Annotated in this window: 24 protein-coding genes; 10 read left to right on the top strand and 14 right to left on the bottom strand. The window is 54.3% G+C overall.

What is annotated here, in order from left to right:
- Position 1: 1 nt before the first annotated feature.
- The 8 genes from HY913_15410 to HY913_15375 form a co-directional block, all read right to left on the bottom strand.
- A complete protein-coding gene (locus HY913_15410) occupies positions 2 to 535 on the bottom strand; it encodes a (2Fe-2S)-binding protein (GenBank protein ID MBI4964666.1) in 534 nt (177 codons plus the stop codon).
- Between the two features lie 16 nt (positions 536 to 551).
- A complete protein-coding gene (locus tag HY913_15405; protein MBI4964665.1) occupies positions 552 to 1,256 on the bottom strand; it encodes an ABC transporter ATP-binding protein in 705 nt (234 codons plus the stop codon).
- Between the two features lie 63 nt (positions 1,257 to 1,319).
- Positions 1,320 to 2,048 (bottom strand): ABC transporter ATP-binding protein, encoded by a 729-nt coding sequence (locus tag HY913_15400; protein ID MBI4964664.1) that lies wholly within the window; start codon positions 2,046 to 2,048, stop codon positions 1,320 to 1,322.
- 78 nt (positions 2,049 to 2,126) lie between these two features.
- Positions 2,127 to 3,080 carry a branched-chain amino acid ABC transporter permease gene (locus HY913_15395; protein ID MBI4964663.1) on the bottom strand — a complete coding sequence of 318 codons (954 nt, stop codon included), beginning with the start codon at positions 3,078 to 3,080 and terminating at the stop codon, positions 2,127 to 2,129.
- Between the two features lie 24 nt (positions 3,081 to 3,104).
- On the bottom strand, positions 3,105 to 3,977 hold the full coding sequence (locus HY913_15390; GenBank protein MBI4964662.1) for a branched-chain amino acid ABC transporter permease: 873 nt from the start codon (positions 3,975 to 3,977) through the stop codon (positions 3,105 to 3,107).
- A gap of 3 nt (positions 3,978 to 3,980) precedes the next feature.
- Positions 3,981 to 5,495 (bottom strand): CoA-acylating methylmalonate-semialdehyde dehydrogenase, encoded by a 1,515-nt coding sequence (gene mmsA, locus HY913_15385; protein ID MBI4964661.1) that lies wholly within the window; start codon positions 5,493 to 5,495, stop codon positions 3,981 to 3,983.
- Between the two features lie 327 nt (positions 5,496 to 5,822).
- On the bottom strand, positions 5,823 to 7,049 hold the full coding sequence (locus tag HY913_15380) for an amino acid ABC transporter substrate-binding protein (protein ID MBI4964660.1): 1,227 nt from the start codon (positions 7,047 to 7,049) through the stop codon (positions 5,823 to 5,825).
- A gap of 120 nt (positions 7,050 to 7,169) precedes the next feature.
- Positions 7,170 to 7,724, bottom strand: a complete 555-nt coding sequence (locus tag HY913_15375; protein MBI4964659.1) for a helix-turn-helix transcriptional regulator — start codon at positions 7,722 to 7,724, stop codon at positions 7,170 to 7,172.
- A gap of 428 nt (positions 7,725 to 8,152) precedes the next feature.
- Here HY913_15375 and HY913_15370 point away from each other — a divergent pair, with 428 nt between their 5' ends.
- From HY913_15370 to HY913_15355, 4 genes are all read left to right on the top strand, one after another.
- Complete coding sequence (locus tag HY913_15370; protein ID MBI4964658.1) at positions 8,153 to 8,704, top strand: PilZ domain-containing protein; 552 nt, start codon at positions 8,153 to 8,155, stop codon at positions 8,702 to 8,704.
- Positions 8,705 to 8,846: 142 nt separating this feature from the next.
- Positions 8,847 to 10,478: an ankyrin repeat domain-containing protein gene (locus HY913_15365; GenBank protein ID MBI4964657.1), complete on the top strand. Its 1,632-nt coding sequence runs from the start codon at positions 8,847 to 8,849 to the stop codon at positions 10,476 to 10,478.
- An 82-nt stretch (positions 10,479 to 10,560) separates the two neighbouring features.
- Positions 10,561 to 11,664 (top strand): ankyrin repeat domain-containing protein, encoded by a 1,104-nt coding sequence (locus HY913_15360; GenBank protein ID MBI4964656.1) that lies wholly within the window; start codon positions 10,561 to 10,563, stop codon positions 11,662 to 11,664.
- A 58-nt stretch (positions 11,665 to 11,722) separates the two neighbouring features.
- Positions 11,723 to 12,358 (top strand): hypothetical protein, encoded by a 636-nt coding sequence (locus HY913_15355; protein MBI4964655.1) that lies wholly within the window; start codon positions 11,723 to 11,725, stop codon positions 12,356 to 12,358.
- Positions 12,359 to 12,557: 199 nt separating this feature from the next.
- Here the strand turns inward: HY913_15355 and HY913_15350 are convergent, their stop codons facing one another.
- From HY913_15350 to HY913_15340, 3 genes are all read right to left on the bottom strand, one after another.
- Positions 12,558 to 12,998: a hypothetical protein gene (locus HY913_15350; GenBank protein MBI4964654.1), complete on the bottom strand. Its 441-nt coding sequence runs from the start codon at positions 12,996 to 12,998 to the stop codon at positions 12,558 to 12,560.
- 35 nt (positions 12,999 to 13,033) lie between these two features.
- Positions 13,034 to 13,261: a zinc ribbon domain-containing protein gene (locus HY913_15345; GenBank protein MBI4964653.1), complete on the bottom strand. Its 228-nt coding sequence runs from the start codon at positions 13,259 to 13,261 to the stop codon at positions 13,034 to 13,036.
- A gap of 98 nt (positions 13,262 to 13,359) precedes the next feature.
- On the bottom strand, positions 13,360 to 13,677 hold the full coding sequence (locus HY913_15340; GenBank protein ID MBI4964652.1) for a hypothetical protein: 318 nt from the start codon (positions 13,675 to 13,677) through the stop codon (positions 13,360 to 13,362).
- A 192-nt stretch (positions 13,678 to 13,869) separates the two neighbouring features.
- Here HY913_15340 and lexA point away from each other — a divergent pair, with 192 nt between their 5' ends.
- The gene (lexA, locus tag HY913_15335; GenBank protein ID MBI4964651.1) at positions 13,870 to 14,484 is read left to right on the top strand and encodes a transcriptional repressor LexA; all 615 of its coding nucleotides are present in this window, start codon (positions 13,870 to 13,872) and stop codon (positions 14,482 to 14,484) included.
- A gap of 78 nt (positions 14,485 to 14,562) precedes the next feature.
- Positions 14,563 to 15,717 (top strand): DNA polymerase IV, encoded by a 1,155-nt coding sequence (gene dinB / locus HY913_15330; GenBank protein ID MBI4964650.1) that lies wholly within the window; start codon positions 14,563 to 14,565, stop codon positions 15,715 to 15,717.
- A gap of 125 nt (positions 15,718 to 15,842) precedes the next feature.
- Here the strand turns inward: dinB and HY913_15325 are convergent, their stop codons facing one another.
- Both HY913_15325 and HY913_15320 read right to left on the bottom strand, forming a co-directional pair.
- Positions 15,843 to 16,475: a 50S ribosomal protein L25 gene (locus HY913_15325; protein ID MBI4964649.1), complete on the bottom strand. Its 633-nt coding sequence runs from the start codon at positions 16,473 to 16,475 to the stop codon at positions 15,843 to 15,845.
- A gap of 64 nt (positions 16,476 to 16,539) precedes the next feature.
- On the bottom strand, positions 16,540 to 17,484 hold the full coding sequence (locus tag HY913_15320; GenBank protein MBI4964648.1) for a ribose-phosphate pyrophosphokinase: 945 nt from the start codon (positions 17,482 to 17,484) through the stop codon (positions 16,540 to 16,542).
- Between the two features lie 498 nt (positions 17,485 to 17,982).
- On the opposite strand from HY913_15320, the gene HY913_15315 reads away from it, so the two are divergent.
- Positions 17,983 to 18,291, top strand: coding sequence for a hypothetical protein (locus HY913_15315; protein MBI4964647.1), 309 nt, complete (start codon positions 17,983 to 17,985; stop codon positions 18,289 to 18,291).
- The gene (locus HY913_15310; protein MBI4964646.1) at positions 18,288 to 18,806 is read left to right on the top strand and encodes a hypothetical protein; all 519 of its coding nucleotides are present in this window, start codon (positions 18,288 to 18,290) and stop codon (positions 18,804 to 18,806) included. Before HY913_15315 ends, HY913_15310 begins: the two co-directional genes overlap by 4 nt.
- 90 nt (positions 18,807 to 18,896) lie before the next feature.
- Here the strand turns inward: HY913_15310 and HY913_15305 are convergent, their stop codons facing one another.
- A complete protein-coding gene (locus tag HY913_15305) occupies positions 18,897 to 19,442 on the bottom strand; it encodes a hypothetical protein (protein ID MBI4964645.1) in 546 nt (181 codons plus the stop codon).
- A gap of 510 nt (positions 19,443 to 19,952) precedes the next feature.
- On the opposite strand from HY913_15305, the gene der reads away from it, so the two are divergent.
- Positions 19,953 to 21,320, top strand: a complete 1,368-nt coding sequence (gene der, locus HY913_15300; protein MBI4964644.1) for a ribosome biogenesis GTPase Der — start codon at positions 19,953 to 19,955, stop codon at positions 21,318 to 21,320.
- Between the two features lie 126 nt (positions 21,321 to 21,446).
- Positions 21,447 to 23,594, top strand: coding sequence for a bifunctional (p)ppGpp synthetase/guanosine-3',5'-bis(diphosphate) 3'-pyrophosphohydrolase (locus tag HY913_15295; GenBank protein ID MBI4964643.1), 2,148 nt, complete (start codon positions 21,447 to 21,449; stop codon positions 23,592 to 23,594).
- Positions 23,595 to 23,633 lie beyond the last annotated feature (39 nt).

Below are 23,633 nucleotides of genomic sequence, written 5' to 3'. Positions count from 1 at the left end.
GTCAGCCCTTGTGCGGTTTCGTTTCACGGAGATCTTTTGCAGCTTGCTCAACGGCATCGAGAATCTGAATGTACCCGGTGCAACGACACAGATTGCCTGAAAGAGTTTGAATGATTTCTTCACGGCCGGGGCTCGGGTTTTGATCCAACAGAGCCTTGGCGGACATCAGAACGCCGGGAGTGCAGAATCCGCATTGCACGGCCCCGTGAGAGATGAAGGCCTCCTGAAGAGGATGCAATACTCCTTCGGACTCAGCGGTGGCACTGCCGAGTCCTTCCACGGTCTGCACATCGCGCCCGTCCAATTGTGGGGCCAACAGGAGGCAGGAATCCACAGCCCGACCATCCACAAGGATCGTGCAAGCCCCGCATTCGCCGATGCCGCAACCTTCTTTGGTACCGGTCAGGCCCAGTTGCTCCCGCAACACGGTCAGGGCCGTCTCCCAGGGCTTGACCTTGATTTCCGTCTGCTTGCCATTGAGCACAAAAGAAACCTTGACCAGAGTGGCATCCGATTCTTCATTGTTACTGTTCATTGGAGAATCCCAACCATCACAAGGCCAGGTACGACTTTCGCACATGGTCGTTTTTCATCAACTCGCTGCCGGCACCTTCCATGACCATTCGGCCGTTCTCAAGAACGTAAGCCCGGTCGCTTATCTCCAAGGAAAAATGCACATTCTGCTCTACCAGCAGGACGGTGAGTCCGGTGGATGCGATTTCGCTGATCGCCCTGAAAACCCTGGTTACCAGCAGCGGAGCAAGGCCCAGGGAAGGCTCGTCCAGAAGCAGCAGAGAAGGCTTGGACATCAGGGCCCTGCCTATGGCAAGCATCTGCCGCTCCCCGCCGCTGAGCGTTCCGCCTTTCTGGTGCATGCGTTCGTGGAGCCGCGGGAAAAACGCGAAGACCTGCTCCAGGCTTTCGTCCCTTTTACCGCGGGCCGATTTCATGTACGACCCCATTTTGAGGTTGTCCAGAACGCTCATTTCCGAAAAGACTCGCGCTCCTTCAGGCACTATGGTCAAGCCTAACTGGACTATCTTTTCAGGGGGTAAGCGGTCTATGGCAGGGCCTTCAAAGGTGATGGCCCCCTTCGCGGGGTGTTGAAACCCCACTATAGTGTTCAGTAAGGTGCTCTTCCCCGCGCCGTTGGGACCGATAACCGTGACTATCTCACCTTTGTTTACTTCAAGACTGACTTCACGCAGTACTTGAACATCTCTGTAAAAGACGTCTATCTGGTCCACACTTAACAAGGTTTCGCTCATTCAAAAGCACCCGCTGGATAAAAAACCGGGAATTTTCACAGTTGACAGAATTCAACTCGCTCCGACATCCGTCGGATGAGGGCCAAAATGGACTTTGGTGCTCCCCAGGTACGCCTCGATGACCTGCCTGTCCTTGACCACTTCCTCAGGGCGGCCTTCAGCGATTTTGGAGCCGTAGTTGAGCACAATAATCCTGTCCGATATGCCCATTACCGCACGCATGATGTGTTCCACCACGATCAAAGAGCGCCCGGAATTGCGAATATCCCTCAACAATTCAAGGGCTTCGTCAATTTCATGGGGGTTGAGCCCAGCCATGTTTTCGTCCAGGAGCAGGACCTTCGCGCGTGAAGCTAAGGCCCTTGCCAACTCCAAACGCCTGCGAGCGGGGACCGAAATGGAATGGGACGGTTTTTCACTCTGGGCCGAAAGCCCAACCCAGTCGAGAACCCTCTCGGCTTCTCGCCTTGCATCTGCCATGCTCATTTGGCCGCCGTGGAGAGCCCCTACGAGGACGTTTTCGAACACGGTCATGGCCCGAAAAGGTTCCATAATCTGAGAGGTTTTCGCCATTCCCAGACGACAAACGCGATGTGGCTTAAGACCGGTTATGTCCGCGCCCTCCAAAACAATTCGGCCTTTGGTGGGGCGATACAGCCCGATCATGCAGTTGAACAGCGTTGTCTTGCCGGCACCATTGGGGCCGATCATCCCAAGAATCTCGCCGTTTTGGAGGCTGAACCCCACTCGGTGCACAGCGGGCAGCGCGCCGAAATGCATGCTGACCTCTTCGCATTCAAGTACCGGGGCCGGTGTATTTTCGAGTTGATTGGCCAAACTCTAGACGCCTTTCAGATCTCAGATGAAACGAATGCCTTTCCAGTCTTTGATCGTACCCACTATTCCGCTGGGCATGATCAGAATGATCACGATTATGATTCCGCCGACCATGATCAGGTAATACTCGACAAAAGTCGTGCCCAGGATTTCGTACAGGATTTTCAGCACCGAGGCCCCGATGACCGGGCCGAGAAACGTTCCCATCCCTCCCAGCAAAGTCATGATGACCATATCCACGGTCTTATGGACATTGAAGACATCGGCAGGCGTTATGTAGGTTATCCAATAAGCCTCGATTCCTCCGAACATTCCCAGGAAGAATGCGCTGGTTACGTACGCCCTCAGCTTTATTGCCGTCGTGTCGACCCCTGCAATCTCCGCGGCCGCTTCGGCCTCGTGGATGGCTTTCAAGCCGTACCCGAACTTGGAATGCTCGATCCCATAATGAACCAACATGATTGCGAAGGTAACTGCAAAGACGCAGTAAAAGAAAAACGTGTTGTCATGGCCACCGATAGGCAACGTAATGCCGTGGCTACCTTGAAAAAAAGAAACCCCGAACGTGCGGTCGAATTCCAGTGTCACCTGTTTCATTGCTTCTGCAAAAGCAAACGTTGCAATGGCGAAATAAGCGCCTCTCAAACGCAGGGTAGGGACCCCGATCGGGAAGGCGATCAGTGCGGATATGCCGCCCGCAAGAATTACAGCGGGAAAAAAAGGGGATGCGAACTTGGTCATGGCAATGGCCGTGACGTAAGAACCCAGGCCGAAATAAACCACGGGTCCAAAGTCGATATAGCCCGTGTATCCGCTCATCATGTTCCAGCAACCGGCCATGCCGATCCACAGGATAACCACGCTCATCAGGCGCAGCACATATTCGGACGGGCCGAACAGAGGAACCGCGCCGACAGCCGCCGAAGCCGCGATAAAACAGACCCAGAATATCAAACTGCCCTTGCGATCACTCATGTCCTGCCGCCGTGCCTCGAGAAATCATGCGACCTGACCCTTTCCAACAATTCCCGCGGGACGCACAATGAGAACGAAGAAAAGCATTATAAAAGTCAGTGCGACCGAAATCCCGCCGCTCAAGTAAGTCGCGGCCAAGGACTGAGCCACACCGAGGATGATGCCACCCCACAGAGCGCCGGGCATATAGCCCATTCCGCCAAGAACAACCACGCAAAAGGCTGTTATCGTGTATCCCAGGCCCATTTCCGGGAATATGATCACGAACGGACTTATCGACGCGCCTGCGAGACCTGTGATCGCGGCCCCAATTCCAAAGGTAATCGCATAAATCTCCCTTATGTTTACGCCCATGAGACGCGCGACTTCCTTGTCCATTGCCGTGGCACGGATCGCCCGCCCGGTCTCGGTTCGGGTGAGGAAAAACCACAACAGCCAGATGATCAACAAGGCGATGCAAAAAGTTATCAGGCGGGAGTACGGGATGTTAAGACCCCAGACTGCCGCGTTGGCTCCCGAATATGAGGTTGTGATGGATCGGAAGTCGTGAGTCCATATCTTGAGGGCCAGATTGGCAACCATCAGGTGTATCCCGAAGGTGAGAATGTAGCTCATAATATGTGGTTGCTCGATGACCCGGTTGATGATGTACTTCTGGATCACGTACCCGAAAATAAAAAGGAACACCATTGCAAAAGGAACCGTGAAATAGGGGTCCATATGAAAGCCGACAAACATCCAGTACGAGGTGAACGCTCCCAACATTACCAGCTCTCCGTGAGCCAGATTCACCACGCCCATCACCCCGAATATAAGGGAAAAGCCCGCGGAATACGCCGCGTATACTCCTCCCAGAAGGAGACCATTTATCAGGGCTTGGATGAATATGGTGTCCATGTTTTAGAAAACCACGGAAGTCGGTTCAGCCTTCTTGGATGACTTTGTTACCTCGGTTGCTCCGGAGCCGGCATTCCAGCGGGTTACAACCACTTTTTTGTCCGTGTAGAAATCGACCGCATCGTTTGCTCGGCCGCGATGCGACCCATAGAAGGAGATCTTTCGACCGCCCACAGGATAGAACGCGATGGGTGCGGGAGTACCGATGTTTATCCCCACCTGGCCGGTTTCGACCTCGCGGATGAAGCGCCGTGCCCATCCGCCGCTTTCGGTGTAAATGACCGCGGTGTGCCCAAAGAGGCTTCGGTTGACTATGTCAATTGCTTCGGTCAGGCTCTGGACCCGCTTCATGCATCGCACCGGCCCGAAGATCTCTTCGCTGAAAACGAACGAATCAGGCTCTGCTTCCAGCACCGTCGGCCCCAAAAAAAATCCTTTCGGATATTTGTCAACGCGCTGGTTGCGCCCGTCCAGTAGCAGGGTCGCTCCGTGTTTGAGGCCGTGTTCTATGGCAATGTGCATGCGGTCCAGGGCAGCGCTGCTTACGAGCGGCCCCATATCTACGCCCGGATCCATCCCGCCTCCCAGCTTCAAGGCTCTGCAAGCCTCCAGGAACCTATCGCGAAACATGTCGTAAATGTCCTGGTGCACCAGCACATTCGACACCGCGAAGCAACGCTGGCTGGTATGCCCGAAACAGGAATTCACAAGATTGGGTATCACCTCGTCCAGGACCGCATCAGGCATGACGACAACATGGTTCTTGGCGCCTCCCTGGCACTGGGCCCGCTTGCCGACGGAAGTTGCAGACTTGTACACCATTTCGGCAACCCTCGACGACCCCACAAAGGTAACGCCCGCCACGTCCGGGTGGGTGCAAAGCCGATCTCCCACCTGGGGTCCACCGTTGACAACGTTCAAGACGCCCTGCGGAAAGCCTGATGCCTCTGCTATCTCGGTTATTCGCAACATGGTCATTGGGCATAATTCGCTCGGTTTGACCACAACCGTGTTCCCGCACGCCACTGGCCAGGTGAAATAAAGGGCTATCATTGCCGGAAAATTAAATGGAGGGAGGATCGCGAAAACACCCAAGGGTTCCCGGATGAAATACTCGTCTACGCCGGTGCCCACGTCCTCGCTTATACTCCCTTTGAGAAGCTCCGATATCCCGCACGGGTGCTCCACGTATTGAATAGCCCTCATTAGCTCTCCCTTGGCGTCGGAGAGCGTCTTTCCGTGTTCCAGGACTATGATTTCCGCGAGTTCGTCCCTGGCCGCCAACAGGTTGTCCCTTAGAGCGTAGAGGCAATCAGCGCGACGGGTTGGGATGGTGTTTCGCCATGCAGGAAATGCGCTCTTTGCGGATTCAACCGCGGCATCCACTTCATCCATGGTTGAATCCGGGCATAAGGCAACGACCGCGGCATTGGTCGAGTCCACGATTTCCAAATACCGGGTTGTGGACGATTCGACCCACTTCCCATGAATGTAATTCTTCAGCTTCTTTTCGGCCATGAGTATTCCTTGACAGTCAGAAGACATTGCCGGAGAGGAACCTTTTCTATAAACGGAATTCTACCGTTGACAAGGAATCACCGAGGCACATCGGTGTCTTTGCGAGGAGTGAAACGACGAAGCAATCTCATCTTCGGTGGGACGGGCATCTTGCTGGTGGGACCGGCATCCTGCCTGTCATTCAGATAGACAGGCTGGAAGCCTGTCCCACCTGGCATGTCTGCCACCAATGGAGATTGCTTCGGGCTTGCGCCCTCGCAATGACAGTTGCACTGTTTCCCAGGTGAACAATTCGGTTTACAAAAAAGCCTCTCCGCGTATCGTCCTTTATCTCTCCTTCCAGGGCTTGAACGGGTACCAGATCTTGGCTTCGGCGAATTCCAGCGGGAAGACGTTCATCAGTTTGCCCTTCTGGATTTGGACCGCGACCGGCGGATGGGCCGCGTTGGCTCCATCCTTATCGAACTGAATCTTGCCGTAGAAGGTCTCGAAGGTCTGCGCGTGGAGTTTCTCCATAATCTTCGCACGATCTTCCTTTTTCTCGATAGGCGGCTTCAGGCCTAATTCCTGCACGACCAGTTGTTGCGCTATGGCCCCACCCGCGGAGGCTGCCTCCACGTAATCGGGGTAACGCTGGAACTTCGCAAAATATGCCTTATTGAAATCAGCAGCGGAGCCGAAGATCGGACCTTTGTGCGGCATATTGGGTGTCCATTCAGAAGCCGCGATGACATACTCCGCGTCCCCTTTCAGGTCCTCCACGAATTTCGGAACGGTCGGCCCATAGCTGAAGGCCACTGCTTTGGGGCTGAAGTCGATCTCCTTGAGGGCTTTGATCGTCTTCATTGCGACAAGAAGGTGGGACCCAACCAGCAGTATGTCCGGGTTCTTGTTTTTGACCTTGAGAAATAGAGAGTTGTAATCCTCCAACGACATAGGGAAAAGCTCAAAATGGACAACTTCGATGCCGTTGGATGCACAGTATTTCTTGTACCCCTCGCATGCGAGAGCAGTGAATAGAATGTCGGCTCCGACGATCGCGGCGGTCTTGGGCTTTGGCTGAACAGCCTGAAAAATATCCACACAGCCTCGAACTTCCTCAGTGGCTTTGCCCAGAGTTGAAAAATAGTACCTAAAGCCTCTTTCAAAGAGCTTGTCGGAGCTTGCGCCTCCGCTTATGAGGGGGTACTGGTATTTCTCCGCTACCGCGCTTTGAGCAAAGACCTGGCTGCTCCCGAACCCTCCGAGGAGCAGGTCCACTTTGTCGCTGACGATCAACTGTTCGGTCAACTTGGCATTGGTCGCGGGATCGCTCTTGTCGTCATAGAAAATAAGCTCAACTGGGTGGCCGTTCATCCCTCCCTTGGAATTCACAGCGTCCTTCCAAATCGTGTAAGCATCCTTGACGAGGGAACCGTCTTTGCCGAAAACCCCGGTCAGTGACACAGCCACTCCGATACGCCATGGCTTGACTTCCGCTGCATGGGAGGCCGTGCCTATTACAAGACAAATCGCCAAGGCCAGTCCCAATGCTTTTATGCCCTTTGAATGCATTTTTCCCTCCTGACTGGATTGAGGACGTTATTTCTTGGAAACCGCTTTCTCACCAAAAGGACTTGCAGACAATCACTATTCTGGAGACGATAGAATTCATCGCCTGAAAGCACCCTTGTCCTAAAACGTTGGGGGACTGATCACCCAGACGACGATTGCCTCGACATTGCCCGGGTTCGTCCAGCTGTGAGGCTGGGAAGAGTTGTAGTAGAAGCTTTCGTTCTCCCTGACGCGATGAATGGTTCCGTCCAGGTCGATTTCCAACTCTCCTTTCAGCACCAGGCCGAATTCTTCTCCCACATGACTGTACAGGCCGTGAGATCCGCCTCCGGGTTGTATCGTGGTGTAGAACGGGTGCATGCGTTTGGTTCTGGGATTTATCACCAGGGACTGAATCTCGGCGTTCCACCGCTCCAGTGATAACTTAATTCGTTTGTCCGGCGACAGAACCACGGGGTCGTCATCCTCAGATTCCACGAAAAAATCAGTGATTTTAGAGTGTAACGCGTCGGCTATCTTCTTCAGACTCGCTATGGAAGGCGACACACGCCCGTTCTCTATCTGAGATAGGTACGCATCGGTGCAGCCGACCTTTTCCGCCAACTGCTTCAGGGTCAGATGATTGCTCTGCCGGTGGGCCTTGATCCTTAGGCCGATCTCTGTTTCAACAGCCATGATACTCTTGGCACGAAGTATTAAGTATTTCTTAATCTAATAAGTATCTGTTAATATCTCCAGCTGTCAAGACAAATTTTTTCGACTGGCGACCAGTCACTAAGCCCGGCTTGTAAGCGGGTGCGGGGTAGCACGCGGGGCCGACAAGATGCCGGTCCTGCTTTGCCACGGGGATCATGACTCAACCGGGGGTAAAACGCGCGAGGTAGGACCCGCGTCCCGCCGGTCACTGTCATTTCCCTGAGCTATCGCTGCCTCCCGTGAAAGATGGAAGGGCTGCTCCGACTAATTACCTCTCCTTAATGAATGGCGAAAAGATGTTTTCGGGGAAGCGCGCTCCGGTGAAGAGAATCATCTAATGCCCGGACAACTTCCTGGAGATTCCTGAATGACTGTGCTAGATTAGTCAGCCGTTGAGGGAAACGGGCATGCCGCAGGCTACTAAGAAAATCAGTGCCAAAGACATCATGAATGATATTCGCGCGAGGATGACGGACAGTGACCTGATCGCGAAGTACAAACTGTCTCCAGAAGAGCTTCAGGTGGTCTTCAGAAAATTGCTGGACGCCGAGGTTTTGAGCCCCTTCGAATTTCAAGCGTGGTCCATCTTCTGCAATAAAACCGTTCCGCTGAAGCACGTTCGTCTCTTTCGCAGAGACCGCGTGAATTTCCCTCTGCCTATCTATGAGGCCGATGAACCCGAGAACCGGGGCAAGGTCGTGGACATCTCCGCCAATGGCCTGGGAGTAACGGGCATCGAGGCCGTAGTAGATGACATCAAGACCTTTGTCATCCCCACGGACGAACTCCTTGGCCTCCCTCCCCTGGTATTCGAGGCTCGATGCATTTGGATAGCCCAAAACGGCACCGAAGAAGGTCGCTCCAAGGGCGGATTCTACCTGATAGACGCGTCGGCAAAAATCTGGCAAGAATTGCGCAGATACATTCGAGAGCAGACAGGGACTTCCCCTCCCAATTGATCGATTTTGTGGGACGGTCTTTCAGGGCATACGCGGGCAAGCTCCTGTGGCGCGTTCGATCCTTGAACACGAGTTCGATGCCGAAATCCCCGCCTTCGGCAATGAATTGTCGGCCGCGCGACGATCGGGGACGGGAGTGCCGATGACCCAACACGGAAGGAATAACCCGGACGCAACCGACTCAAGCGTGCGAGACAGCATTGTCGAAGTGAACGCTGAGGCGTTGCTGGCCGCTGCGGAATCCGGAAACGAAGCCGCAGTCAGAGCGATCCTCGTGGCCGGTGGCAGCGCGGACTGGAGGGGTCCCTCTGATGACACCGCCCTGATCAAAGCTTCACAGCAGGGGCACGCGCAGATCGTAGAGCTGCTCATTGAGATCGGGGCCGACGTCAACGTATCGAATGCATACGGATTGACGCCGCTTATGAGCGCCTGTGAATTCGGACATCCCGAAATCGTTAGGGTCCTATTGCGAAGCGGAGCCGACGTCAACGCGGCGAACGTCCAAGGTGGCGCTACGCCCCTGATTATGGCCGCTGCGTGGTGCGCCTCCGATGCCGACTGCAAACAGATCGTGCAAATGCTTTTGGACCACGGCGCTGAAATTGATGCGCAGACCGAGGATCAGCGAACCGCGCTTCTGCATGCCGCCGGCGAAGGGCGCAGCGAAATAGTGGGACTTTTGTTGGACTACGGAGCAAACATTCATGCCAAAGACGGCCTGGGGCACAATGCGTTGTTGATGGCCGTTACAAAAGGTCGCCCCGAGGTGGTCGGTCTTCTGATGGAGCGCGGTGCTGATCCCAACGTAAGGGACAGGCTTGGATCGCCGGCCCTGGCCCTGGCCGCCCGCGGAGGCCCCAGTGAGGTAATCGCCAAGCTGTTGTCCTACGGGTGTGAAATCGAAACGCCGGACCCCAGAGGGTGGACGCCGTTGATGTGGGCCGCTTCCATTGGTCGCGACAAGGCGATCGAGCTTTTACTCGACGCAGGCGCGAACATTCATGCAACCGACCGGTACGGGGCAACCGCATTGATGAAGGCCTCGCGACGATGCCAGGCGCATTCTGCGAGACTGTTGCTGGATCGTGGAGCCAAGGTCAATGTGCACGATCACTCCGATGTCACAGCCTTGATGAGAGCCACAAGGACCGGCTGCATTGAAGTGGTGGGACTGCTTCTCCAGTGCGATGCAAATGTGAACCTTAGCGATGAGAATGGATGTACCGCTCTGATGTTTGCATGCAGCGCGGGGGAGACGGAATGCGCCGGACTGCTGATAAAATCAGGAGCAAAGGTTGACTCTGAAGACGAGTATGGCGCAACAGCCTTGATTTACGCGTGCAGGGCAGGGCACAGGCAAGTTGTGAACCTCTTGTTGGATTACCTCGCCGACGTCAACGCCTGTGACGAAGCCGGGCGCACCCCCTTGATATGGACCTGTATGGGTACAACCGTTCCGGCCTTGGGTGAGCATCACTCCGAACAATCAGCAAGGTCTCCCGGCAGAAGAGCGGATCGTGGGCTCGACCGAGCCGCCGTAGTGCGGAGTCTTCTTTCCGCAGACGCCGATCCCAACGCACAGGACCGCGATGGCAACACCGCGCTGATTGAGGCGGCTCGGAACGGATTTCATGAGGCGGTAACCGTTCTTTTGGAAACCGGTGTGAATTTCGACGCGGCCAATAATGACGGGCGCACGGCCTTAACGCTGGCTCAGTTCCACGGCCATTACGCTATAGCTGAGGAGCTGCGGGGATTGGGCGGCAAGTAAGTTCGCGTTTGAGGCAGGACTCGGAGAGTAAGACAGACGGTCCGGTCTTCGGTCAACACCCGTTGGTTGGCAGGAAATTTTCATGGAAAATGAGTTGATATATGCGGCTCAACAAGGAAACATCGAAAGAGCCGGACAATTGGTGGCCGACGGTCATGATTTGAATGCTGTGGACGACGTTTTCGCCGCGACCGCTCTCATTTTCGCGGCATCCGGCGGGCACGGGGCCTTAGTTGATTTTTTGCTCGAAAATGGCTCCGACGTGGACGCTCGCAACAAGCATGGAAGAACAGCCTTAATTGAGGCATCGGCGCGAGGTCATGTCGATGTGGTCAAGACCCTCCTGGACCACCATCCCGAGGTCAACGCCCAAGACTCTTTAGGTAAAACCGCTCTCATGGAATCCTGCCGGCTAGGCAGTACGGAGGTTGCCGCGCTTTTGATAGAGGCCGGTGCTGAAGTTGAGGTTCAGGACGAGTTGGGGAGAACCGCTGTTGTTATTTGCACGGTCGAGAACAGGGCCGAACCGGCGCGTCTGCTGTTGGCCGCCGGCGCAAATATCCATGCGCTTGACAGAGGTGGCTGGACTGCCCTGCACTGGGCCGCATTTGAAGGGCATGTCGAAATGGCGGAAGCCCTCCTGGACAAGGAGGCAAAAATTGAGTCCTGCAACGGCCGGCGGAGCACTCCGTTGCATGTTGCATCCCGTGCAGGGAGTACCGAAGTGGTCGAGTTGCTTGTTGCCAGGGGCGCCCGTATGGAGTGCGAAGATGCGAGAAGTCGTACAGCATTGTTCCTGGCGGCCGCCAAAAATCATTTGGACACGGTGGGCTTTCTCGTTGCCAATGGCGCGCAAGTAAACGTGAGGGACGTATTGGGAAGGACTCCGCTCATGATGGCCTGTGTAAGGGGCCATTGTGATGTGGCCGATGCGCTTCTGAGCCACCGGGCGGACTTTACTTTGGAAACCAAGGAAGGTTACACTGCCATGCTCAGCGCATGTGTCGCCGGCCAGGCGCGAATGGTAGAGTTGCTTCTAGACAGGGGTGTGGATGTAAACGCGGTCAATTCCCTCGGCTACTCGGCTGTCATGGTCGCTTGGAAAGCAGGCCGTCAAGACGTGGTGAAGCTTCTCCTCCGGAGGGGGGCTGCATCGTTCCTGAAAAAGGAAAACCATTCGCTGTAAACAGAGTCATTCTCCAGGATCGCAAAGAGAGATCAACGTGCCGTTAAGGAGGTCTTCCTTGCCCGTTTCCCCTGATATGGCCTCGAAAAGCTACTTTTTTTCCGAAAGGGCCAAAGCCTTGTGTTCAGCCCTAACACGGAACGCTCTGCTCGTAATGGTGGCTCTGGCCTTGATTGGCTGTCGGCTGCCGTCGCAGGAAGGCCTAAAAAGCCCTTATTGGGGCACGGAACAGGCCGATATCGAGCAACCCGCCGCGGCACAAACGGATCAAGGTCTCATAAAACCTACGATCCCGCCTGAACGCCAGATGGAGGAGGCGGGTCCCCCGCAACAAGGCCAACCCCCTCGACCTGTAAGAGTTGTCATAGAGCCCCAGGCAGACCCTAAACCCCAGAAAAATGACTGGGAGGATGATAGGATTAGAAGCGCGGCCATTGAAATGGCAAGGGCCACTCCATCAGTAAAAAAGATGAAAATCTGCCTCGATATCAAACATAGTGAATGGTGGGTGATTCTTTACGAGGACCTCGGTCCTGCCATAGAGTTGCGACAATTCGTTTGGAACAAAGACCAAAAAAGATTCGAACCTCACCTCGTTTTGGACAGAATCCCCCGAGAGCAGCTTGAAAGGCACGCGTCGGAATCGGAGCCCGGCCGGGCTTGCGAAGCGGTAGAAGTCGGCGGGAAGCCTTAGAACAACTACGGAATGTAAAGATAGCCCCGTCCGGTGCTTTCGTCCAACAGGAGATATCGTCGCCATTTGTTACCCAGGTACCCGCCAGGCGTCAAGACAACGATGTGGGATGATCATCCTCCAAAAAACTGGCCGGGGCAAGACCCGGGAGCCATCTTGCCCCGTGGCTAAATCGTCTGAATGGCTCACAGGAGTCGGGTCATCCGGGATACTGATCTATCCCCGGAATGTTAATTATGTGCTTTCCCGCGTCTTTTTGGATTACCAGTTCCAGGCTGTCATTACGTATTCCCAGGGCGAGCGTCCCCTGTCCGGTGGGGCCTTCCACTCCGGTAATTTCCCGCAAGATCTCCAGGCCTCTGGCGATAATGTGAGGAGGCGCCTTGGGCAGGGTGTAAGTGGAATTCGAGAAAACAGTCACCCCCTGGTCCTTATCAATGGAAAGTCGCGGGGCTCGCTCCTCGATGGCGTCGAGCAGCACCAATGCCATGTACTTCAGAGGGGATTCGTCCACGTCGGTGCCCGGTTCGTCTTTCCAGCCCGTTCTCTCCCATGCTTCCAGAGTCGGGCGGGGTGTCACTTCAAGTTGGCAGTCAATTTGTTGCTGTAAGCGAAGATGAGCGCTCTCTACGTCAGGCATTACAGTACCTCCTTGAAAGGGAGACAGCTTACTAATTAATGGCAAGTCGCGCAGGATGTCGCCGAACAACTGCTGCACCCTGACTTTGCGGTCCCAAACGTTTTGCCGTCGCTACCGGACCCGGCGCCACTCTTGAAATTGCAGCATGACATCTGCCGTTCCACTTGGCCGCCACATGCGGGACATGCCACTTCTTCTTGGCCAAAGACCAGCTTTTCAAATGTGTCGTTGCACTTAGAGCATTTGTACTCGTAAATCGGCATATGAACCGGTTCCTCCTACGCTTTGTCTTCTAGGAATGAAGATGCTATTCCGCTGCAAAAGATGCAAGCCCTGTCGCCGGAAAAACACCCACGCCGTGTCAGTCTAAATGAAGCTCGTAGTAGATGAGAGTTTCTCCCTTGGGAAAGGTGAGGGTGCTTCCTTGCTTGGTCTCCACGTACCGAGCGGGCAGAAATCGATTTTTGACGGCAAGCATGGTGTCTTTTCGCACATTATCGGGATTGATGCGTTTCCACGCGACCTTGCCGCTGGCGTATTGTAGAAGCATCGCACCGTGCGGAGAGACATCAATAACCCTGGCCCAGCCGTTCTTGGACAGGGGATCTGCGAATCCCTGGTAGCAAGCGGCCAGGATCAGCCCAAAGGCTGCAAGAGCAATGAGCGCGGTTTTCATCATAAGGTTGCCGACACGTGGAACATCTTGATATTTTTAACATAGTGGGGACCCGAAAGTCAATGGGAAGCGGGCGGAAAACCGCCGGATAAGGTTCCGGTACGGGCACGGGTCAGGTGGCTTTCGCAACAATTTCGCTTGACTTTCGTATTATGTTCGTTATCATATGGACAAGGCGTTAATCAGTGGTGAACGATGCGAAGTCTGACCAAAAAACAGAAACTTGTCTTCGATTACATACGGCGTTTCATGGAAGAGTACGGCCACGCGCCGAGCTATGAAGAGATAGCCCGCGGTTTGGGGCTTTCTTCCCCCTCCAACATACACGTTCACGTGGAAAATCTGAAAACCAAAGGCTTCTTAACAAAAAAATGGAATGCCAATCGTTCCATAGATCTTGCCGAACCAAGGCCAACAACCCATGTGATTGAGGAAGTGCCCCTCTCAGGCAGGATTGCAGCAGGAAGCCCCATCGAAGCACTGGAAGATACCGAAACCATGGCCATTCCCGCAGCTATGATGGGACGCGGCTCTACGTTCGTGCTGCAAGTGAAAGGCGATTCCATGGTTGAAGATCATATTATGGATGGTGACTACGTGATCGTGGAAAAACGCGATGCAGCCGTGAACGGTGAAATGGTGGTCGCGCTTATAAGAAACAGCGAAGCAACCCTCAAACGGTATAGACGACGTGGAAGCCGCATCATGCTGGAGCCGGCCAACCCCTCTTATCAGCCTATGGTTCTGGACGAGAAAGATGTAACGATACAAGGGGTCGTGGTCGGGATCTTGCGAAAATATAGAAAATAAGGAGCGCCCAACTTGACGCGTTCTTAGCTGACTTACTGTAGCAGCTCTTTTCAGTTCCACTTCCAACAAATGTAAGCAATGTTCAGCACCTCATTGATACTTCATGTGGACGCGGACGCGTTTTTTGCTTCGGTGGAGCAAAGGCTGAGGCCTGAGCTTAGAGGCAAGGCTGTCATAGTAGGTGGCAGCGATCGAGGTGTCGTGTCAGCGGCATCTTATGAAGCCAGGCGGTTCGGTGTTCATTCCGCGATGTCCGTAGTGCAGGCCAGAAGACTTTGCCCCCATGCCGTGTTTCTTAACCCGAACTTTGCCGCGTACAGCGAATTCTCAGGCAAAATGTTCGGGTTTATGCGCAATTACTCCCCTGCGGTGGAACAAACCAGTGTGGATGAAGGCTATGTGGATCTTACCGGGACCCTGAGGCTGCATAAAGCGCCTGCGTGGGAGGTGGCTCACAGGTTGATGTGCGAGATAAGATCAGAACTGCACATCAATGTCTCCGGGGGTCTCGCGGGAACGAAAACCGAGGCTAAGATGGCTGCCGGCCTGGCCAAGCCCAATGGCTTGCTCTACCTGGACCCGCATTTGGCGCAACACGTATTGGGCGGACTTCCGGTGGCCAGCGTCCCGGGTGTGGGCAAAAATGCCGAGGAAATCCTCAGGCGAGAGGGGATTAGGCTTGTGGGAGAACTCGCGGACGCGGGGCCTGATCGTCTCCGGCGCCTTTTGGGCCGATGGGGCGAGAAGTTGTGGGAAACCGCGGTCGGGAGAGACAGCCGTCAGGTTCGAACAGAGCCGCTGGAGGGTCAGAAATCCTATTCCAAGGAGCGGACCCTGGCCAAAGACACGCTCGACTATTCTTTCGTTCGGTCAGTGGCCCGCGAGATGGGCGAAAAACTGGCCGCTCGGGTAAGGGCCGATCAGCAGGCCGCCACCACGGTAAGCCTCAAGATCCGGTACGCGGATTTCGTCGATGTTACAAGATCCATCTCATTCAAAGAAGGGACCAACGGTAATCGTGAAATCCTGGAGTGCCTTGATAGACTGTTCAAGAAGACCATCACCCGCCGGACAAAAATCCGGCAGGTCGGGGTCAAGCTGTCAGGGATAGGCCAATCGACCGTGCAGACGGATCTGTTCGACCCAAAGCGCCTCCAGCGCGGAATTCGAGACGGCATCGTGGACACTATTCGCAGTCGCTTTGGATTTCATGCGGTTAGAGTCTCGGGATGAGTCTCATCCCGGACAAAGTGGGATGCGGCATTAGGCAACAGGCACGGAGAGAATCGCGAGCAGCGCACGTCACCCCGTGCCAATTTGTTGGCAGGAAGCACAGACTGAATCTACGGGCAGTGGGGTTAAGAGGTTTCCGTCTTTCCACCGGCCTCGGCTTCCTCGGTCGGAGCCTCGGCTTCCGCTTCCTCTTCCTTCTTCGGCGCGGCCAGTGTGGCCAGAGCTACTCCGGCGTCCTCCAGGGCCACGACACCCTTGGGCAAGGTGATTGCACCTACGTGTACGGAATCTCCAATATCCAGCCCGGAGACGTCAACTTTAATGACATCGGGAATGTCGTCAGGCAGACAGGAAATAACCAGTTCCCTGGACGCGACGTGAAACATGCCTCCCTTGTCCAGTCCCGCTGGTTTTCCTTCGAACTCCAGAGGGACGGTCACTTGGATGGACTCGTCCATGAAGACCTCCAGGAAATCCAGGTGAACCAAGGTTCCGTCCCAGGGCCTGGTCTGGCGGTCTTTCAACAGGGCACGGCGGGTGCTGACTTCCCCTTTTTCGGTGATCTGAAGGTCGAATAGCGGGTTGGTCCCAGCCTGTTCCACGGCCTTCCTGAACTCGTGATTGTCCACCGCAATCTTAATGGGTTCGGTCTTCTTACCGTAAAAAATGGCCGGCACTTTTCCTGCCGCCCTGAGGCGCCGCGCTGGGCCTTTACCTGTCTTATCACGGTTATCGACGGTCAATACGATCTTGGACATAAATTCCTCCGGCAAGAGCCCGAGCCGGCCTCAGGCAGGCGGGCTTGATTTTCTGCTGCTACGGTCATACAAAAAGTTCGGAAACCGACACCTCTCTGTGAATTCTGCTTATGGCTTCTCCCAGAAGAGGGGCCACTGATTCGACTTGAAGCTTGGGACACTTCAGAGACTTCTCTTCCGTCGGAATTGTGTCGGTTATGTACAGCTTTTTAATTGGGGACTCGTTAAGCTTATCGACTGCCTGGCCGGAAAGAACCGGATGTGTGGAACACGCATAGATGCTACGCGCTCCGGCATTTTCCAGGGCCTGCGCGGCTTTCACCAGCGTTCCGGCAGTGTCCACCATATCGTCGAGCAGGATTGCATCTTTACCAGTTACATCACCGATAACATTCATCACTTCAGATTCATTGGGTTTGGAGCGTCGTTTGTCAATTATGGCCAGGCTGCTGCCTAGCCTCTTGGCAAAAGCCCTGGCTCGCTCGACTCCACCGGCGTCAGGCGACACCACTGTACACTCGCTGGTGAAATGGTTGGCTTTTATTGCCTCGGCCATGATGGGGCCCGCGTAAAGATGGTCCACCGGGATGTCAAAGAAGCCTTGAATCTGTCCGGCATGGAGGTCGATGGTCAGGACCCGATCTACTCCGGCAGCGGTTATAACGTCCGCGACAAGTTTGGCCGTTATGGGGGCCCGGCTGGCTACTTTCCGATCCTGGCGCGCGTAGCCGTAATAAGGCAATACCGCTGTCACGCGACTTGCTGAGGCTCTCTTGAGGGCATCAACCATCACCAGCAGTTCCATGAGATTGTCGTTGACGGGCTGGCAGGTGGATTGAAGGACAAACACATCCATCCCCCGCACATTTTCTTTGAATTCCACCTGAATTTCGCCGTCACTGAAAGAGCCCACGGTTGCCACGCCCAGGGGGATGCCCATGTATCGGGTGATGGCCTCGGCCAGGCGCGGGTTTGAGTTGCCGGCAAATATCTTTAGCCCTACTCTCATCGACGGATCCTTTGTGAGACAAACCTGTCTGGTAAGAAAATATCCATCTTAGTCTCGTGTCGGTCGCGTGTCAACGGAAATTCGCTCGTGTGGGCAACCATTCGGTCTTTCGGGTGGGAAGGTTCCTTTGGTGGGGTAGGTTTTCTGAGACTGTCTCAGAATTAGTGGCTGGAGGATTTTTTATGTAGGGGCGCTTCGAGAAGCGCCCTGATTTCGGCCGTTCATCCCGCGTCCCGCGGGACGCCGTACCGATGCCATCGCAGAACCCTCGATTCTGAGACAGTTTCTTCCAGCCTGCCATTGTCGGCATTTTCCAACCGGCAGGCTGGAAAGCCTGCCCCACAGTCCCCTGACATCGGCCCGCGCGAAGCACGAGACTGAGGTCCCTTGCCCTCGGATAACTGACGGCGTACTCCTCTTGGATATAAGGTTTTGATTTCAGCACCAATTGTAATTATAGTGGACCATTGCTACTGCAAACCTAAGGAGAAACGGCCCATGAAAAAGCTAAAAGGGGTCCTTCTGATTTCCGTTATGGGAATCTTCCTGGCTTCAACCGCGCCTGTAAATGCAGATACAGTGACCGGCTCAAAGGCCACTCGAACGACGGTTTACAACGCAAAAGAAAAATGCCAGGTCATTTGCAAGGCGCCGAAGCCCATTTTGGAAGTCTTGGAGGACGGTCTGGCTTTTGTGCTGGATATCCCGCTGGCCATGTTGAGTCCCATCACTTGCCCGGTCGTCTCGGCAATTACGGACGAGGACGACGCAAGCTCTGTTAGGCGTCACAGGCGTTCCAAGAAATGAATTCAAATCCGGAGTGCCATCCCGCGGACGCTCTGTCCCGGGAGGACAAGAACCGCATCTATTTCAGTCGAGTTGTGGAACTGGCAATAGTGTCAGGGCTCCTGATTCCCGACCCTGACACAGAAGTGGGGCATTTTGCTTTTTCCCGGCATTATTACCAGGGCAAGGAACTTGACCGAAAGTTGCGGTTCGCTCTGATCCGGTTTGAAGCACACCATCCGGAGATTGCCCGCGAACGGCGAGACGTCAGAAATGAGAGTTTTTTAGGAGCTGTTGAGGACTTTCTCGCAGCGGAAGACAGGGACAAGATTCAGGAGTTGATTCTCATGGGCGCGTCGCACGCGATATGGCCTACGGGGACATCCTTCGTATTAACATATCCATGGGACTTGAGCGGGAAAGGCTGGCCGGTGCGTTTCCGTGACAATCTAACCGAGTTTATGAAACGCAGGGTGCTGGAGATACTGAGGAAGGCGGGGAAACTCAGAAATCCCGAACTGTTCGCGAACCCCTGACCCGCGGAAATGGAGGTTTCCTAGGTCAAGGCGCTGCGAAGCCGTTCACGAAGGACGCATGCCGGCGCAAATAAGGTTTGTACAGTCACATCATTTCAAAACGAAACATTTTTCGTCCGGGAGTTCGGCTTTGAGCAAGATATCCATTTTCTGGGAGGCCAAGTCCTTGCGGCGCCCGGAGAGTTCCCATTCCTTGGTTTCACCGTTCCAGAAATACTCGTCTTCATTTAGCTTTTTACCTTTTTGCACATAGAGGAGCAGGTGCCATCCGCCGTATGCCTTCGAATAGCAGGTCTTGACGTGTTTGACATCTTTCTGGCCCTGAGCAAACATCAAAGCGGCCCTGCTCACTTCATCTCTACCGCTGAAATCCGATGGTTTTATAAGCGTACTGGGAGCGCCCGTGCTTCCCACTAACTTGTCCGGAGGAGGCGGCGTGGCAAGGAGTCTGTCCAGTTCGCCTTTCGGCACATTTGGCATCTTTGTGGTGACTGCTGGAGCGGGAACGCCCTTTGCGTCTGAAACGCGTTCAGTATTAGAATCGGACTTGGAGGACCGCAGTCCCGGCACGCAACCTACTACTGCGACCGTGCAGACGATTGAGATGATCACCACAATGCTCAAGACATCTTTCATGAATCTGTTCCGTTCCTACGAGGAGAAGCTGGGCCGGCGCAGTTAAAATATCATCACGACACCGGCATTTCAAGACAATACAGTGTCAAAGCGTGTTCAATTACCCCGAAACGTCGGGGCCTGCAAAATCCGGTTTTACAGCAGAAAACGCTGCGGTGTTGAATCATACGGATTCGCCTTCAAACGGTGAAGATTGTTTGATCCAAAATCAGCACTGACCTGGTTCCCAGGGCAGTGGCACCCAACAGCCAACCAGCATCGGCCTTCGGGTGCCACGGACCTGAGGTCACTCAGGTCCGTGCAGGATCTATCTGATCCTTCAGTGTTTGAACGCGACCTGGTATTACGGCATGCACGGTGTCTCTGCCATGACAGGTCTCAGCGTTCCCGCGTGAGTGAATGGTTGCCTCCAACGGCCCGATTGTTCAGGCTTCGCTAAGAAACGCTGAGGCCCATGGCTTTGTTGATTTGCGCTGAACAGTATTGGCCGAATGTGTTATAACCTTGACCATGGCTAAGGCAGCGAAAACCCTGGTCGCTCTGGTGGGGCGGCCCAATGTAGGTAAATCCACCATGTTCAACATGCTCTCGCGCTCGCGCAAGGCGTTGGTTGAAGATACACCCGGACTGACCCGCGACAGGAACTACGCGGAGGTGACGGTACGAGACAAGCCGTTTATTGTGGTGGACACAGGAGGGTTTGAACCGACAAGCCCCGATGTGATGCTCTCCCAGATGCGCACCCAGACGCTAGTCGCCATAGAGCAAGCTGACATAATTGTCTTCATGGGCGACGGCAAGGTCGGCATCACTCCCTCGGATCACGAGATTGTCCGGATGCTGCAACAAACGGATAAGAAGGTGTTGTACGCGGTCAACAAGATCGATTCCGAGAAAAGGGAGGATTTTGCCGTCGATTTCTACTCTCTGGGCGTTGATCCGATTTTTCCTGTCAGCGCGATGACCGGTTACGGCATGGACGAATTCCTGGATGCCCTACTGGGACAAATTCCCGAGCGAATTCCGCCGGAACCGTCGGTCGAACCCGATTCCGAGGTCGAACCCATGATCAAGGTGGCAGTCGTGGGACGACCGAACGTGGGAAAATCAACGCTGATTAATCTTCTTCTGGGACAAGAGAGGTTGGTGGCCAACCCCGAGCCAGGCACGACGCGAGACGCCATAGATACTGTAGTGCGCCATCACGGCAAGGAATATCTTTTCATAGACACCGCGGGGATAAGGAGGCGTTCACGGATAGTTGATCGGCTTGAGAAATTCAGTGTCATAAAGGCCTTTCGGAGCATTGATCGGGCCGACATAGTCGTAATGATGATGGACGCCAGAGAAGGCGTGACGGACCAGGACGCACGAATAGCCGGCTACGCGTTTGAAAAGGGCAGGGGAGTCATTCTTGTGTTGAACAAATGGGACCTGATTGCCAAGGACAGCAATACGGTCAGCCATTACCTCGACGAGGTGCGCCATTCTTTGAAATATCTGGATCATGCGCCGGTGCTTACTTTGTCAGCTCTGAAGGGGACCAGAGCCGTCAAGCTTTTCGGCTTGATCGATGAACTCAATGCGCGCTATCGAAAAAGAATCTCGACCTCCGAACTAAACAGGTTCCTCGAACAGGTGGTAAAACAAAATCCGCCTGGAATGCATCGCAAAACCAAGAGGATCAAGATTTACTATTTGACGCAAGTTCAGGCGGCCCCGCCGACATTTATGTTCTTTAGCAACTATCCGGAGTCAATTCATTTCTCTTACAAGAGGTTTTTGGAGAATCGTTTGCGGGAGGCCTTCGACTTCGGTGGAGCGCCGTTAAGGTTGGTTCTCAAGAAACGCCAAGGAAAATCTTTGCCGCAACATTGAACCCGGCGGAATTCCCAGTGACAAATAACATTAGGCCTGACGTAATGCCAGGGCCTATAATTCTTTCAGCCAAAAAAGGCTAAGGCAGGTTAACACAAAGGATCCATGCCATCGACCGGCACACCCATAGTTAGATTCGGCGAAATCCAGGATCTGGTCAAGTCCTACTATCCCGACGCTGACCTGGACCTTATTCGTGCGGCTTACGTTTACTCCGCTCAAGTGCATTTGGGCCAGACGCGGAGATCAGGTGAGCCTTACCTGGTCCATCCCGTCGCAGTGGCCAGAATACTCGCCCAGATGAAACTGGATGAGGCATCTGTGTCCACTGGGCTATTGCACGACACTGTAGAAGATACCCTCGCAACCATTGATGATATTGAACGTTTCTTTGGAAAAGAGATCGCAACACTGGTGGACGGCGTCACCAAGATCAGCAAGATTGAATTTCAGTCAAAAGAAGAGAGGCAGGCAGAGAACTTCAGAAAAATGATTCTCGCGATGAGCCGAGATATCAGGGTCCTGCTGGTAAAGCTCGCCGACCGCCTTCATAACATGCGCACTCTGGGTTACCTCCCGCGAGTTGCCCAGCAAAGAATAGCCCGCGAGACCATGGATATTTACGCGCCGCTGGCGTCCCGGCTGGGAATCTATTGGATGCGCACGGAGCTGGAGGACCTGGCCTTCCAGTTCCTCGACTCGGAAACCTACGACACCATAAAAGCCCGCCTGGAAGAATCCATAAAACAAACCGAAGAAAACGTTAACAACGTGCTGAGGGTTATAAGGGAGACACTCAAACAATACAAAATCAAGGCTGTCACCAAGGGGCGTAACAAGGAAATTCACAGCATTTACCAGAAAATGGTGTCCCAGAACTTGGAGTTCGATCAGATCCACGACCTGACGGCCTTTCGGATAATCCTCGGCACGGTCAGCGAATGCTACGCGGTCCTTGGCTTGATACATTCACTTTGGAGGCCCGCGCCGGGCAGATTCAAGGACTACATTGCCATGCCCAAGGGCAACGGTTATCAGTCGTTGCATACCACGGTCATAGGGCCTGAAGGAAGGCGGATCGAGATCCAGATCCGAACCCACGAGATGGACCTCATAGCGGAAGAAGGAATCGCGGCGCACTGGTCCTACAAGGAGGGGAAGGTTGTAGAAGCCGAGGACGCCAAGGTCATCAATTGGCTGAGGCAGATGATGGAGTGGCAGCAGGACCTGGATGATCCACGGGAGTTTCTGGAAAACGTCAGGGTGGACCTGTATCCCGACGAGGTTTATGTCTTCACGCCAAAGGGAGAGGTCAAGGAGTTCCCCAAAGGCGCCTCTCCGCTGGACTTCGCCTATTCCATCCACTCCGAGGTGGGCCACAGGTGTGTGGGTGCCCGCGTAAACGGCAAGATGGTCCCGCTGAAATACCAGCTAAAGACCGGCGACACCGTCGAGATAGTAACCGCGGTCCATCAGAAGCCCAGCAAGGACTGGCTCAAATACGTCAGGACCGGCAAGGCTCGCACTAAAATCCGCCACTTTGTTCTGGCCGAAGAACGTGACCGATCAGTCGAAATGGGAAAGAACAGCGTGGATAGGGAACTGCGCAAATGGAGAATTGATCTCGGCCGCGCGGAAAAGGAAGGCGAAATACTAAAGGTCGCGCAGGATTTCGCGTTCAAGACCGAGGAAGATCTCTACGCTGCCATCGGGTACGGCCGCGTCTCACCAAAGGTCGTGACAACTAAGCTGGTGCCGCCCCAAGAGCGGGAGAAGGCTAAGACCGCAGTTGCCGAAGAAGGACACGTTAGAAAGCAACGGAGCACAAAGAAGAGCGGAGTCAGGGTTCAGGGCCTGGTGGACGTCATGGTCAACTTCGCTAAATGCTGTAATCCATTGCCCGGTGACCCTATAAGGGGATTCATAACTAGAGGTCGGGGTGTCACGGTTCACAAAGAGGACTGCTTCAACATACGTTCTACGGATTCCTCAAGAATCGTGGACGTGAGTTGGGACCAAGACCAGGACCTTAGCCGAATCGTAAGGTTGGGGATAAGGACTCAAAACAGGACCGGCATGCTGGCTACCATCAGTGGGGTTTTCTCATCCAATGATTCTGACATTGTGCAAGCCAATGTCAAAGCCGTAAATGAGGATCAGGCCCAGGGGACTTTCATGGTGGCCGTTAAGAACCTGGAACATCTCAACCGCATCATGAACGCGCTAAAGAACGTCAAGGGAGTAGAAAAGGTAGAACGACTGGGAATGGCGTAATATCAATTGAGGTAGGACCGCCGGTTACCCGACGGTCCT

This window comes from Desulfomonile tiedjei (assembly GCA_016212925.1).
Taxonomy (GTDB): Bacteria; Desulfobacterota; Desulfomonilia; order Desulfomonilales; family Desulfomonilaceae; genus JACRDF01.
Note: the sequence above shows the minus strand (reverse complement) of the source record. Positions and strands in the feature narration are given on the sequence as shown.

Excerpts from the sequence above, each read along its gene's own strand:
- mmsA (MBI4964661.1), bottom strand. The coding sequence starts at position 5,495 with ATGGCCGAAAAGAAGCTGAAGAATTACATTCATGGGAAGTGGGTCGAA.
- dinB (MBI4964650.1), top strand. The coding sequence starts at position 14,563 with ATGTTCAGCACCTCATTGATACTTCATGTGGACGCGGACGCGTTTTTT.
- HY913_15350 (MBI4964654.1), bottom strand. The coding sequence starts at position 12,998 with ATGCCTGACGTAGAGAGCGCTCATCTTCGCTTACAGCAACAAATTGAC.
- HY913_15340 (MBI4964652.1), bottom strand. The coding sequence starts at position 13,677 with ATGATGAAAACCGCGCTCATTGCTCTTGCAGCCTTTGGGCTGATCCTG.
- HY913_15365 (MBI4964657.1), top strand. The coding sequence starts at position 8,847 with ATGACCCAACACGGAAGGAATAACCCGGACGCAACCGACTCAAGCGTG.
- HY913_15345 (MBI4964653.1), bottom strand. The coding sequence starts at position 13,261 with ATGCCGATTTACGAGTACAAATGCTCTAAGTGCAACGACACATTTGAA.
- HY913_15325 (MBI4964649.1), bottom strand. The coding sequence starts at position 16,475 with ATGTCCAAGATCGTATTGACCGTCGATAACCGTGATAAGACAGGTAAA.
- HY913_15305 (MBI4964645.1), bottom strand. The coding sequence starts at position 19,442 with ATGAAAGATGTCTTGAGCATTGTGGTGATCATCTCAATCGTCTGCACG.
- HY913_15360 (MBI4964656.1), top strand. The coding sequence starts at position 10,561 with ATGGAAAATGAGTTGATATATGCGGCTCAACAAGGAAACATCGAAAGA.
- HY913_15410 (MBI4964666.1), bottom strand. The coding sequence starts at position 535 with ATGAACAGTAACAATGAAGAATCGGATGCCACTCTGGTCAAGGTTTCT.
- HY913_15400 (MBI4964664.1), bottom strand. The coding sequence starts at position 2,048 with ATGCATTTCGGCGCGCTGCCCGCTGTGCACCGAGTGGGGTTCAGCCTC.
- HY913_15370 (MBI4964658.1), top strand. The coding sequence starts at position 8,153 with ATGCCGCAGGCTACTAAGAAAATCAGTGCCAAAGACATCATGAATGAT.
- HY913_15380 (MBI4964660.1), bottom strand. The coding sequence starts at position 7,049 with ATGCATTCAAAGGGCATAAAAGCATTGGGACTGGCCTTGGCGATTTGT.
- HY913_15310 (MBI4964646.1), top strand. The coding sequence starts at position 18,288 with ATGAATTCAAATCCGGAGTGCCATCCCGCGGACGCTCTGTCCCGGGAG.
- der (MBI4964644.1), top strand. The coding sequence starts at position 19,953 with ATGGCTAAGGCAGCGAAAACCCTGGTCGCTCTGGTGGGGCGGCCCAAT.
- HY913_15390 (MBI4964662.1), bottom strand. The coding sequence starts at position 3,977 with ATGGACACCATATTCATCCAAGCCCTGATAAATGGTCTCCTTCTGGGA.
- HY913_15375 (MBI4964659.1), bottom strand. The coding sequence starts at position 7,724 with ATGGCTGTTGAAACAGAGATCGGCCTAAGGATCAAGGCCCACCGGCAG.
- HY913_15395 (MBI4964663.1), bottom strand. The coding sequence starts at position 3,080 with ATGAGTGATCGCAAGGGCAGTTTGATATTCTGGGTCTGTTTTATCGCG.
- HY913_15315 (MBI4964647.1), top strand. The coding sequence starts at position 17,983 with ATGAAAAAGCTAAAAGGGGTCCTTCTGATTTCCGTTATGGGAATCTTC.
- lexA (MBI4964651.1), top strand. The coding sequence starts at position 13,870 with ATGCGAAGTCTGACCAAAAAACAGAAACTTGTCTTCGATTACATACGG.
- HY913_15320 (MBI4964648.1), bottom strand. The coding sequence starts at position 17,484 with ATGAGAGTAGGGCTAAAGATATTTGCCGGCAACTCAAACCCGCGCCTG.